Source organism: Romboutsia sp. CE17 (assembly GCF_012317385.1).
In the GTDB taxonomy this organism is placed as follows: Bacteria; Bacillota; Clostridia; order Peptostreptococcales; family Peptostreptococcaceae; genus Romboutsia_E.
This window is the reverse complement of the sequence record NZ_CP051144.1, coordinates 1,021,431-1,034,982: the sequence shown is the minus strand read 5'-3', so window position 1 is coordinate 1,034,982 and position 13,552 is coordinate 1,021,431. Positions and strand designations below refer to the sequence as shown.

General features: G+C 26.3%; 11 protein-coding genes. 2 read left to right on the top strand and 9 right to left on the bottom strand.

All coding sequences use genetic code 11. The annotated features are described in order from the left end of the window. The 5 genes from HF520_RS04915 to HF520_RS04895 all read right to left on the bottom strand — a co-directional run bounded on the left by HF520_RS04915 (window position 1) and on the right by HF520_RS04895 (window position 6,849). On the bottom strand, window positions 1–1,422 hold the full coding sequence (locus tag HF520_RS04915) for an NAD(P)/FAD-dependent oxidoreductase (protein ID WP_168572970.1): 1,422 nt from the start codon (window positions 1,420–1,422) through the stop codon (window positions 1–3). A 291-nt stretch (window positions 1,423–1,713) separates the two neighbouring features. Further along, a complete protein-coding gene (nrdF, locus tag HF520_RS04910; RefSeq protein ID WP_168572969.1) occupies window positions 1,714–2,688 on the bottom strand; it encodes a class 1b ribonucleoside-diphosphate reductase subunit beta in 975 nt (324 codons plus the stop codon). Window positions 2,689–2,699: 11 nt separating this feature from the next. Then, entirely contained in the window at window positions 2,700–4,799 is a 2,100-nt protein-coding gene (gene nrdE, locus HF520_RS04905; protein WP_168572968.1) for a class 1b ribonucleoside-diphosphate reductase subunit alpha, read from the bottom strand. 308 nt (window positions 4,800–5,107) lie between these two features. Next, window positions 5,108–6,598, bottom strand: coding sequence for a phytoene desaturase family protein (locus HF520_RS04900; protein ID WP_168572967.1), 1,491 nt, complete (start codon window positions 6,596–6,598; stop codon window positions 5,108–5,110). 71 nt (window positions 6,599–6,669) lie between these two features. Beyond that, window positions 6,670–6,849: a hypothetical protein gene (locus tag HF520_RS04895; protein WP_168572966.1), complete on the bottom strand. Its 180-nt coding sequence runs from the start codon at window positions 6,847–6,849 to the stop codon at window positions 6,670–6,672. A 199-nt stretch (window positions 6,850–7,048) separates the two neighbouring features. Between HF520_RS04895 and HF520_RS04890 the strand changes: the two genes are divergently transcribed. Both HF520_RS04890 and HF520_RS04885 read left to right on the top strand, forming a co-directional pair. Next, window positions 7,049–7,690: an undecaprenyl diphosphate synthase family protein gene (locus HF520_RS04890; protein WP_168572965.1), complete on the top strand. Its 642-nt coding sequence runs from the start codon at window positions 7,049–7,051 to the stop codon at window positions 7,688–7,690. Window positions 7,691–7,932: 242 nt separating this feature from the next. Continuing rightward, complete coding sequence (locus HF520_RS04885) at window positions 7,933–9,189, top strand: DUF1002 domain-containing protein (protein ID WP_168572964.1); 1,257 nt, start codon at window positions 7,933–7,935, stop codon at window positions 9,187–9,189. Window positions 9,190–9,239: 50 nt separating this feature from the next. On the opposite strand, the gene HF520_RS04880 is transcribed toward HF520_RS04885, so the two are convergent. From HF520_RS04880 to HF520_RS04865, 4 genes are all read right to left on the bottom strand, one after another. Then, complete coding sequence (locus HF520_RS04880) at window positions 9,240–10,007, bottom strand: DUF3298 and DUF4163 domain-containing protein (protein ID WP_168572963.1); 768 nt, start codon at window positions 10,005–10,007, stop codon at window positions 9,240–9,242. A gap of 137 nt (window positions 10,008–10,144) precedes the next feature. Beyond that, window positions 10,145–12,154, bottom strand: a complete 2,010-nt coding sequence (locus HF520_RS04875; protein WP_168572962.1) for a penicillin-binding transpeptidase domain-containing protein — start codon at window positions 12,152–12,154, stop codon at window positions 10,145–10,147. A 17-nt stretch (window positions 12,155–12,171) separates the two neighbouring features. Next, window positions 12,172–13,002 (bottom strand): DUF6241 domain-containing protein, encoded by an 831-nt coding sequence (locus HF520_RS04870; RefSeq protein ID WP_168572961.1) that lies wholly within the window; start codon window positions 13,000–13,002, stop codon window positions 12,172–12,174. Then, window positions 12,995–13,522 (bottom strand): sigma-70 family RNA polymerase sigma factor, encoded by a 528-nt coding sequence (locus HF520_RS04865; RefSeq protein WP_168572960.1) that lies wholly within the window; start codon window positions 13,520–13,522, stop codon window positions 12,995–12,997. The genes HF520_RS04870 and HF520_RS04865 overlap by 8 nt, the downstream gene beginning before the upstream one ends. Window positions 13,523–13,552 lie beyond the last annotated feature (30 nt).

Sequence of the window (13,552 nt, the reverse complement as noted above, 5' to 3'; positions counted from 1 at the left end):
CTAGTCCTCCTTATATCCAACAACTACTGAAGATTCATTATTTTTCTTTATTTCACTTATATCTACGCCTAGCTCTTTACTAAGTATATTAGCTATAGTCAGCATACATCCTATGCCTTGACATCCACCCATCATTGCTCTTGTTCTTCTTTTAACTCCGTCGATTGTAGTCGCACCCAATGGTCTTTTTATAGCGTCTATTATTTCACCTTCAGTTATTAATTCACATTTGCATACCATTTTTCCATAAGAAGGATTTTCTTTGATTAATTTATTCTTTTCTTCTATATTAAGATTTGCAAATCTTAATATATTTTTTCTAGTACTCTTAAAGTTTTCTTTCTCCGTTAAATCTGTTATAGTTGAAACTATCTTTGCTACATATTTTCCAATAGCAGGTGCTGCAGTAAGTCCAGGTGAGTCTATACCTATTACATTTATAAAATTAGGATTATCTTTTACACTTTCTATTATAAAATCTTCATTTTCTGTTTTAGGTCTTAACCCACTAAAAGTAGTTAATATTCTACCTAAAGGTAATTCTTCTATTGTTTTTCTACCCTTTTCTATTATTTCATCTACACCTTCTCTTGTAGTTTGAATACTTTCATTTGATTTAGCATTCGGACCAAGAAGTAAATTTCCCTCTACTGTTGGTGTAACTAATACTCCTTTGCTTAATTTACTTGGTACTTGAAATAAAGTTTTATTACAAATCTCTCCTGCAACTTTATCGAATAAGCAATACTCTCCTTTGACTGGATTTATTTCATATTGTTTAGTATTTATAAAATTATTGATATAAGCACCATATAATCCTGCTGCATTTATTACAATTTTACTTTCTATACTTTCTCTATCTTTAAAATATATTTTAAAGTTTTCATCTACTTTTTTAATATTGATTACTTCATGATTTAACTTGAATTCTACTCCATTTTCTACAGCATTTTCTCCTAATGCTATAGTCATTTCATAAGGGCTTACTATTGCTGATGATTTTGCATGTAATGCTCCTACTACCTGATTGTTTATATTTGGTTCTAAACTTAAAATCTCTTCTTTATTTAATATTTCTAATCCTGGTACTCCTAATTTATCTCCATTGGATTTTAATTCATACACTCTTTTCATTTCATCTTCATTAAAAGCTAATATTAAAGCACCATTTCTTTTAAAAGGTATATCTAGTTGTTTAGCTAGACTATCCATTAATATATTACCTGCTAAATTAAGTTTTGCTTTTAAAGTATTTTCTTTTTCGTTATATCCTGCATGAATTATACCGCTATTCCCTTTTGATATTCCTTCTGCTACATCACTATTTTTATCTACTACACATATATCTAAATTATACTTTGATAATTCTCTAGCAATCGAACAACCTACTACACCCGCACCTATTATTACTACATCCTTCATATGCAACTCTCCTTTTGTACATGCGAAATTTTCTATATTTTAATAACTTAATTATATTCCTAATTTATCCATAAGTAAAATTTATTATTAAAATGGATATCATTATATTTTTTTATGATTAAAGTGAATTCATACTAAGATTATATTCTCCAAATTTATGTCTATTATTTAATATAAATTAATACAAACTTTGATCTCATCTTAAATTAATTTATAAATATTTTAATTATACGAAAAATAAAAAGGATTACTATTTTAGTAATCCTTTTTATTTTCTACCTGTTATATTCTTTAATCTATAATAAAATCTTCATCTTCTAGTTCTTCATAAATTCCTTTTTGATATCCATTACCTTTTGTAGAAAAGAAGTCATGTGTCTTTGTTTCTGTACTTAATCCATTTAGTACAATTGGGTTTATCTCACTAACTTCATAAATTGATTTAAATCCTAAATTTTCTAAAGCTCTATTTGCATTATATTTAAGAAAATCTATAACTTCATTTTCAAGTTTACTTTCATTATATATTTTTTTAGTATAATTTATTTCATTTTCCATAAGATTATTTAAAATATCATACATCTTAGTAACTAATTCTTTTTTCTCTTTTTCATTAAAAGTTTCATATATTTCTTGTGCTAATAACCCTATATATTTTCCATGTAGTGACTCATCTCTAAGTATAAGTGAAATTATTTCTCCGCTTGATATCATCTTACCTTGCCCTGCTAAATAAAGTGGATAGAAAAATCCTGAATAGAATAAAAAGCTTTCTAAGAACACACTTGTAACCATAGATAAATATAAGCTACTTTTATCTGTAGTATTTTCGTATTGAGCTAAAATTAAATCAGCTTTTTTTTGTAAAGTCTCTTCACTTTCTATCCAATCAAATAACTCATCAATTTCAGTTGTTGATAAAAGTGTTGTAAATATCGAAGAATAACTTTTTGCATGTATTTCTTCCATAGTTCCCATAAATGATAATACTGCCTTTCTTTGAAGATTTTCAGTTAAGCTCATCATTGATGGTACCCCATTATTACCTTGCTTAGTGTCTAGTAAAGTTAATCCACCTAGTACTTTTTTATATAAATCTTTTTCTTTATCACTAAGTTCATTCCATACTTTTAAATCTTTTGATACTGATATCTCTTCTGGTAGCCAAAACTGCTTAACATTTTGTTCCCAAAACGCTTGAGTAAATCCATCATCTTCCTTATTCCAGTTAACTGCCTTATGTACCTTTGATAATTTAAATTCCATACCCTTTCTCCTTATACCGAACACATTAGACATTCATTGTCTTCTCTAGTCATTTTTGTTCTTGTGTAATATAAACTCTTTAATCCTTTTTTATAAGCATAAATATAATACCTTGCTATATCTCTTGTTGTCTTATCATCTGTTACAAATAAAGTAGTTGATATACCTTGGTCTACATGCTGTTGAACTGTAGCTACAATATCTATAACTTTTCTCATATCCATTCTATACGCAGATTGATAATATAACATATTTTCATTAGTTAAAAACGGCATAGGATAAATCGTTGTCGAATCTCCATATGTTCTAATTTCTACTGGTTCTGTAATTGGCATTATACTTGATGTTGCATTTTGTACATAGCTTATACTTTGTGTAGGTGCTATTGCAGTTAAATATGCATTATAGATTCCATTTTCTTTTACCTTATCAAGTAAATTTGACCAATCCTTTGTTGTTGGTATATATATGCCTTCAAATAATTCCTTTACTTTATTAGTTTTTGGTAAATAAGATTGAGTATAATATTTAGATAATACTGTACTTTTTCTTCCTTTTACATACTCTGATTTTTCAAATCCTTCAAAAACTGTATTTTTTTCTATTGCTAATTCCATAGATGCTTTTATTGCATAATATCTAATGATTGCAAAAAATACATTACAAAAATCTACTGCTTCTTTTGATGTATATAAAATATTTTCTCTAACTAAATATCCATGTAAATTCATCGCTCCTAAACCTATAGAATGTGATTTATTATTACCATTTTTTATAGTTGGGACTTCATTAATATTTGTCTTATCAGAAACGATTGATAATGCTCTTATTGCAGTATTAACTGTTTTTTCTATATCCTTATTATCCATTACATTTGCAATATTTAATGATCCTAAGTTGCAGCTTATATCTTGTCCCCAGATGTTTTCTCCACCATATCCTTTAATATTAGAATCTGTTTGATACTGAAATATTTCACAGCATAAGTTAGACATTTTTATCATCCCTAAGTCTTGAAGTACATGTTCTTTATTTGCAGTATCTATAAATACAACATATGGGTATCCACTTTCTTGCTGCATTTGAGCTATCTTAGTTAACATTTTTCTTGGATTAATTTCTTTTTTTCTTATTTCTTTATCATTAGCTAATTTCAAATACCACTCATCCATTTTAATTTCATCAAGATGAACACCGTATTTTTTATAAACAGAGTGAGGATAAAAAGCGTATCCAACTTCATTTTTTTCTGCCAATTCCATAAACTTATCTGGAATTACTGCTCCTAATGACAACGTTGCTAACCTTATTTTTTCATCAGCATTTATTTTCTTTGTATCCATTAGCATTTCGAAATCTGGATGAAAAACATTTAAATAAACGGCTCCTGCCCCTTGTCTTGCTCCCATTTGATTAAAATAACTAAATGACTGTTCTAACATTTTAGCTACTCCAACTGATCCACCTGCTGCACCTTCAATACCTTTTATATCTTCACCAGCTGCTCTAAGTCTAGATAAATTAAGAGCGACTCCTCCTCCAATTTTTGATAAATGATTCGCTGAAGATATGGCATAAGAAATGCCTTCTGTACTATCTTCTATTGATAATAAAAAGCAAGATACCATTTCTCCAGCTCTTTTCCTACCTGCATTTAAAAAAGTAGGAGTTGCTGGTTGAAACTCTTGCTTAATTAATTTATCTGCTAAGTTAAAAGCTAAATCTTCATTACCGTCCCCTAATGCTAATGATACTATTAAAACCTTATCATTGTAGTTTTCTAAAATTTCCTTTCCATCATCACTTTTTAATGCATAGTTTCCATAAAATTTATTAGCACTCATATAAGATTGAAATTTAAAACCATAATTTTCAATATGTTCGTATAGTTTTTTTATAAATTTCATGTTATATTTACTAATTACATCCTTTGAATAATAATTATTTTCCACTAAAAATTTTAATCTTTCTTCTATACTTTTAAATTTTTTTAATTTTTGTATCACATATTCGTTTATGTAATTTTCTAAAGCTTCTTTATCTTTTTCAAGTTGATATTTCCCAAGCTTATCTTTTTGAATAACTTGGTTGTTAAGTTCTATCCAGTTCATTAGCGCACATCCTTTTATTTAAATTCTAAAAATACTATATATAGTTGTTTTATACTTATTTTAAAACCATATATAGTATATACACAAATTCATGTACGCTTAAACTTTTTCTTTTATTATTATTTATAATTTTATACTTACAACTAGTATCCTTTTCTATATTCTATTTGTGTGCAATATAAAAAGCCATAAAGTCTTCTCAAGATTGCTTCTTGATTTAAATACCTTAGTGGCCCTAATTATAATATATTCATAATTTTTTATTTAATATAATGGTAATAATATTTAAATTTATATATCGTATTATACTAATCATTAAAGTAATCTTTATAAATTAGTTCACTTAAAACTTTACTACCATCAATTATAACAGAAACTCCATTACCTGGATGAGTTGATGAACCTATAAAGTATAATCCATTTATACATTTAGACTTTATATGAGGCCTTAAATATGCAGTTTGTTTTAGCTTATGACTTAAACCAAAAGCACACCCTTTATACGCATTAAATTTTTCTTCTAAATCTAATGGTGTCAAATATTCTTCGTCCTCTATATGCTCCTCAATATCTTCCAGTCCATTTAAATCTTTTAAGGTTTCTATAATTTTATTTCTAATTTTTTTTGTGCTATTTTCATCCCAATTTATATTTTTATAAGTTAGATTAGGAACTCGAACCATAATATTTAAAGCGCTATATCCATCCTCACATATACTCTCGTCTATATGACTTGGATAATATATATAAAGAGAAAGATTTTTAGGTATTTCACCTTTAAAAGGTGCTTCTATACTCTCTTTAAAATTTTTATTTATATATATATTATGAGTTTTTAATTCTTTATATTTTTTATTTAAGCCTAAGTACAATATAAATACTGAGCATGATAATTCTTTTTTATCTATATTTTCTTTATTAAAAGGTCTCTTAAGATTATATCTAAATAAATTTTTTATTGCATAAGGATAATCAGCATTACATATCACAATATTGCTTTCATAAACCTTATCTTTACACCTAACACCTAAAATCCTACTTTCATCTATTAGTATTTCGTCTACTCTCGTATTCAATTTTATACTACCATTAAGTTCATATATCAATTTTTCTAAGGCTCTTATATATTCATAAAAACCACCTTTTATATACCAAAGACCATATAACTGTGATATTGCTGGTATTAATGTATATAAATTAGAACTATCATATGGATTTATTCCTATATACATAGATTTGAATATTAAATAATTTTTTAACTTTTCATTACTAATTTTTGATGAAATATAATTACTCGAACTTGAAAAAGGCTTCAATTCAATTAACTTACTCATAGAATTAATATTTATAACTTCTTTTATATCTATCATATCTTTATCTAGAAAATTACTTTTACTTATAGAATATTTTTTAAAAGATTCGGATAAAAAGTCTATGTACTCTTTTGATAATCCATCTTGAATATCTTCTAATGTATTAATCATAGTTCTGCTATCATATGAAATATCAATAGATGTGTTGTCATAATAATTCACTCTATAAAGAGTATCTAATTTAACAAAATTTATATATTTTTTATAGTCCTTGCCTATATCTTTAAAGATACTTATATATATATCAGGTGTCATTAAAACAGATGCAGTTAAATCAAATTTAAACTTATTTCTTTTTATTATATTTACTTTTCCACCTAAAGTATTTTCTTTCTCTAAAACAGTTACTTTAAATCCTTTATTTAATAATCTTACTGCAGTACATAATCCTCCTACCCCACCTCCAATAATGATTACACTTTTCATAAAGCACACTCCTTATAAAATAAAGTAAATTAAATAGACTAAAATATAGTCTATTTAATTTACTTTATTTACTATTTATTATTATGTTTTTCTGGATGACAATTCCTACCATAAACTTTCGGACTTTTCTTTAATGTAGAAGTCCATTCATTATTATTTTCATCTTTTTCTTTACTTTCAGTTCTACTCATCAAAGAAATATTTGAACCTGCCCATTGATTATTAACTTCATCCTTAAAATTTTTATTCATTTATACGCCTCCTTAAATATATAGAATTTAATTTTATTATTTGTAAAAATACATCATATATGTAATATAAAAATTTGCTAAATACCAATCATTTTTTAATTATGCTAATCATTCATGGCTAAAGACTTTCTATAATTTGGTTTATTTTATATTTTACTGGAAATAATATAAAAATAATAATTATTAATTAGGAGGTTTTATGAGAGTACCAGAGCATATAGGAATCATACCCGACGGTAATAGACGTTGGGCTTTATCTAATAATATGACTAAAGATATGGGATATAAACATGGAATTAATCCTGGATTAGATGTATTTAAACTTTGCCAGAAAGAAAATATAAAAGAAGTAACTTTCTATGGATTTACCGTAGATAATACAAAAAGGCCTACAGAACAAAAACTTGCCTTTACACAAGCATGTATTGACTCTGTTATGCTACTTACAAAGGAAGATTGTGAAATACTTGTTCTTGGTAATACTGAATCAAGCGCTTTTCCAAAAGAATTACTTCCATTTGCGACAAGACAAAAATTTGGTAAAGGTGGGATAAAAGTAAACTTTTTAATACACTATGGATGGGAATGGGATTTAAATTTATTAAAAGAAGCTGATACTTCTAAAAAACATATTATACCTTACTTACACTCTAAGGATATTTCTAGAATAGATTTAATTATAAGATGGGGTGGTAGAAGAAGACTTAGTGGATTCTTACCTGCTCAATCTGTATACGCAGATTTTTATGTAATAGATAACTATTGGCCTGATTTTAAATCAAAAGACTTTTATGATGCATTAAATTGGTATAATGAACAAGATGTTACTCTTGGGGGTTAATGTAATTAGCTTATATATAATGATATTTCATTTTATATAAGATTTATTTATGTGTATTTTTAAATAAGAATCTATAGAGTAAATTATCTTAAGATTTCCTTAATATTTTTGTAATTAGAGTTACAAAATTGTAAACGCATTGAATAAAAAAATAGTTTATAGTATATTAAAGACAGGAAATACATAAATACTGTTAACAAATCGTATATATTATCTATACGACAAATTAAAGGAGATTGAGTATGAAACTAAAAAAGAAAATAACTTCATTAATCTTATGCGGTGCTATAATTTTAGGAAGCATTAACTTTGCTTTTGCTGATGGCTCAAGAGTTGTTACATTAGGTGCAAACTTAAGTAAAGAACAACGTGCAACTATGCTAAAGTATTTTGGCGTAGATGAGAATGAAGTAGTTATAGTAGAAGTAAATAACCAAGAAGAAAGAAAATATTTACAAGGAGTTGCTACAGAGGCGCAACTAGGGAAAAAAACTTTCTCTTGTGCTTATGTTGAACCAACTAAACCTGGAAGCGGTATAAATGTTAAAACTGCAAATATAACTTGGGCTACAAGTTCAATGATTGCAAGTATAATGTCTACAGTTGGAATTGAAGATGCTAATGTAGTTGCTGCTGCTCCATTTCCAGTTTCAGGTACAGGAATGATGACTGGTATAATGAAAGCTTTTGAAGATGCTACTGGTGAACCTTTAGACGAAGAGAAAAAAGAAATTGCATCTGAAGAACTAATAATAACTGGTGACTTAGCAGATGATATTGGTGGTGATTCTGGTCAAGATAAAGCTACTGGTATAATCAACGATATAAAAACAGAGATAATAAAAAATAATACCAGTGATACTATACAAATAGCTGAAACTATAAATAATGTTACTAATAACTATAACGTTACTTTAACAGCAGAGCAACAAAAACAAATAGAAGATTTAATGGCTAAAATAGCACAACAAGAATATGATTATAATAGTATAAAAAATGCTTTAGAAAGTGTTAAGGAAAATGTTAATGATAATTTAATTGCATTAGGTGAAATAAACCCTGGATTCTTTGATTCAGTAAAAAATTGGTTTAGTGGAATTGGTGATTGGGTAGCAGGTATATTTGAAGGAAATAAAGATTTAGGTATCCTAGAAAATACGAACGATAGTTTACTTGGGGAAAATGCTCAAATAGATGCTACTGACAAGGAAGCTATAAATTTACCATCAAGTGAGGAGGTTGAAGGTTTCTTCACTAAAATATGGAATTGGTTTACAGGATTATTTAATAACAATGATTCTTCTAACTCAGAATCTAATTATGAAACAGAACAAAACTTAGAAACACCTATTGTAGAAGATAATACTAATAACATAGATGAAAATAGTCAATCTACAGAAGATGATAATACATCTTCTTATGAGTCTAATAATGACAATAGTACTGAAAATAATAATTCAGAAGACCATCCTGAAGATACTATAAATACAGTTCAATAATAAAGATAAAAAAAGATAGTGTAATTAAAAATTACCTATCTTTTTTATCTTTATTTTAAATAATCTCCAAATTGATTATATGTCAATTTAAACTTTGGAATTCCAACATAGTATGGAGCTATATCATATAATTGAAAATATACTACAATACCATCATCTTCTAAATAAAAATCTTGATCTCTTTTTATTCCTTTAAAACCATCTTTCCCCGTAAAATATAGTAGTTTATTTTTAGATATTTCTGATTTAATAAAATTATTTATTATTTTTTCGTAATCTATGTCTTCTTTAAATAAGTCTTTTAACATAAGTTTTGATCCATTATTTAAATTATAATTAAAAGACTTTAAATATGTCATTCCATGTGCCCCTCCAGTAAACTCATATGTTGTTATAGGAATGCTTATAATATTATTTTTATTATAAGTAACTTGATAGTCTGAATCAGCTTCATATTGATACTTTACATATTTTTCTTTCTCTTTAGCATATATATTAGTGTAATCTTCTTTATATTTTTCAGATTGCTTACTTATATTCTCTTTAAAACTCATTATGTACTCATATATATCTTTATTTATTTCATCTATGATTTTTACATTTTTTTTGTTTTTCTTTGCGTACTCTTCTTTAAAATTCATAAAGGGATATTTTATATTATACTTGAAGAACTCATTTTCTTTATTTTCAATTTTAGATTCAACTACAAATAATTTATTAACACAAATATCTTCTTTTCTTTCCATAGAATATGAACTAGAAGTATATAAAAATATAATTAATAAAATAAATAATAATGGCTTTTGTAATTTTTTCATAGCATTTCTCCTTGATAAATCTTATTTTAAATATATTTTCTTCTATATTCACTCAAGTATACAAAATAAATAAAAAGGATTATGAAAAACTTTCATAATCCTTTTTATTTATTAAATATATTAAATAATATATTTAATTATTGTTTTTTTATATAATTTTCTAAAATATTTTTAACTTTTGGTACTAAATACTTAGATGTAGATTTATCTTTCATATCTTCCATAACCATAGATATTGATACCTTAGAATTATCTAAATCTACAGCAACAAACCAGCTATTCTCATTTCCATTTTCATCATCTTTACTCGATTTAATTTCTGCTGTACCTGTTTTTCCTGCAAGATTTACACCATCTATCTTTGCTAAATATCCACTTCCATCAGAGTCATTAATTACACCAATAAAATCTTTCTTTAACTCACTTATATACTCTTTAGAAATAGCTTCTTTATATATCTTAGCTTCAGTATTTTCACTTATCACTAATCTAGGCTGCATTATATTGCCTTCATTTGCTAAAGCACTATATGCCATAGTAATATTAAGTGGTGTAGTGAGAACTTGCCCCTGTCCATAGCCAGTATCAGCTAAGAGTATCTCATCATTTAATTCTCCATTATTAGAAATTTGAGATTTTGCCATAGGATATTCAAATTTTATATCTTCTCCTATTCCAAATTTTTTACTTCCCTCTATAAATCTCTCACTTCCTATTTTGATTGCTTTATCTGCAAAGTATATATTATCTGAGTATTTTACAGCTTCATATAAACCTACTTTTTTTGCATCTTTTACACGACTTACTGCATAATCTCCCCAAGAAGATCCATTTTGCCAACTTAAGCCTTGTATATCCATTTTTTCATTAGGGTTTATAACCTTATTCTCAAGTCCTATAGCAGCTGTTATAAGCTTCATTGTAGAACCAGGAGAATATGAGTTATTAGCTCTATTATCAAATTCTGCCTTATTACTTTCTTCCCATTCTTTTGCTATGGTTTTAGTTTTATAAGTAACAAGAGTATTTGAATCATATGAAGGTGAACTTACCATAGCTAGTACTTCTCCCGTATTAGAATCCATTGCAATAGAAGCTCCTTTTTGTTTATCCATCTCTTTATAAATTTTTTCTTGAAGTTTTGAGTCTATTGCTAATTGTATATCTTCTCCATCGCTAGCCTCAGTCTTGTATACTGTTATTTGCTCTCCATTTCTATCTATATATATATGTACACCATCTTTTGATCTTAACCTTTCTTCATAAACTTGCTCTAATCCATTTTTGCCAATTTGACTTGTTGATGTATATCCTTTTCCTGGATTTTTCTCTAATTCTTCAGCTGTTATACTACCTATATAACCTAATAAACTACCAAAAGCTTCACCATTTGCATAAACCCTCGATATTACTCTTTGAACTATTACTCCTGGTACTTCATTTAACTCTGATATTTTCTCATCCTCATATTTTGAAAGTTTAACTATAAAAACTAATTGTTCTTTATTAGTATTTTTATCTAATTTATCCTTTATATATTCTTCACTTATATCCAAAATAGATGCCAATTTGATAATATTTTCATCTTTATGTTCATCAAAAATTCTCTGATCTATATTGATGCTATTTACATCTCCATTATATGCTAATAAGTTTCCATCTCTATCTAAAATGCGTCCTCTATTACCATTTGTAATTTTAACTCTAACTTTATCTCCTTGTATCATACCTGGAATTATCATACTTTCATTCCAAAGAATCTTATAATTTTTATCTTCTTTAACTAATTCTATATTTAAATCTTCAAACTTTAAATCTCCTGCAATTGTATTCATTGACATATTTACTGGTATTGAAGATTCATTTTTTAAATCTTTTATTTCTATTTTTACATTATTTACTCCCATAGCTGAGTATATAGCAGAATATTTATTTATAAAACCATCTTTTCCATCATATTCACTATCTATATATTCCTTAGACTTTTTTGATAAGCTTTCATATATCTCATCATAATTATTTTCATTTAACAAATCAGTATACTTATTTATTGTTGTTTGTAATTCATTTTCTTTATTACATCCTATCAAAACAAACATACTCATAATAATAGTTAATGTTAATAATATTATTTTTTTTATATTCATATATTCTCCCCTTAAAATTATTTAAAATGTTTTTTTAATACATTTTCTACACTTGACTCATTTATTGATATAGCTTTACCTACTTGTCCATCTAATAATTCCCATACATAATTATGTACTTCTACTGCATTATTAAAATCTCCATTTTTCCATTTTTCTAGCTCAAAATTCAAGTAGTTTTGAATATCTTCATTGTTTATATACTTTAATCCTTTTATAGCTAAATCTATAGTTTTAGGACTAATTTCTATATTACCATATTTTCTTCCATCAATAGGATTAATTATGCTATTTGACATCTTATGTATAAATTGTACTGATGAATATTCACTTTTAGGGCCTTCTGAATTTTCAAAGTCACTACTCTCTAAAAAGCTTATATCATCTTTATTAATTTCATTTTTGTTTATTTTATATTTTGGTGGTTTTATATATTTAACTTTATTTTCCTTATTTATAGTAACTTTTGGTAGTATTTTATCTATACCTAATCTATAAGATATTTCATCTATTTTTAAAGTATCATTTATATTCTGTAGTACATTTTCTAAAAAAGAGATTCTATGAGCTAAAACTGGATTATAAACTCCTATAGAAAATATCACTGTAATACTTGCTACACTTGCTATTATTTGTTTTTTTCTTTTACTTTTCTTTACATCATATTCGGCTTTATCTATAGCATCTTTAACCCAAAGCTTCATATCTTTTGGGGCTTTTATAGAATTTATTTTTTCTTCATCTATATAAAATTTATCCATTGATAAATCAAATTCTTCTAAACTTATATCTTCTAATTCAATATCTAAGGTATCATTTATATTTTGACGTTCTATTTTTTTACTCATTTCCATACCCCTCCTTTAATAGATTTTTCATATCCGAAATTGCTTTTCTTAGGTGGGTCTTTATCGTATTAATAGGACGATCAAGTATTTTTGATACTTCTTCTATTTTTAAATCTTCTATATATCTTAATATAATAACATCTTTATATTTATCTTCTAGTTCATCAATTGCATTATATAAATCTATTTTCATTTCTATTTTGTCTTCAACAATTACTTTTTTTGCATAAGCACTTTCATCATGTTGTAAGTCAATCATTCCCATTTTACTTAAATAGTCATTAGAAACATTAATAAGTATTCTACTTATCCAAGTTTTAAAATATTTCGCCTCTTTTAAGGTACCTATGTTTCTATATGCTTTATACACTGTTTCTTGTATAATTTCCTTTGCATCATCTTCATGTTTACACCTTAAATAAGCTTCTCTGTATAACCTATCAGAGTATATGTCTATAAGACTTTCAAAGGCTTGCCTATCACCTTTGATTGCTCTTTTTACTAAGACAATTTCTTCCATTATATCTCCTTCCATAACATTTTATATTAT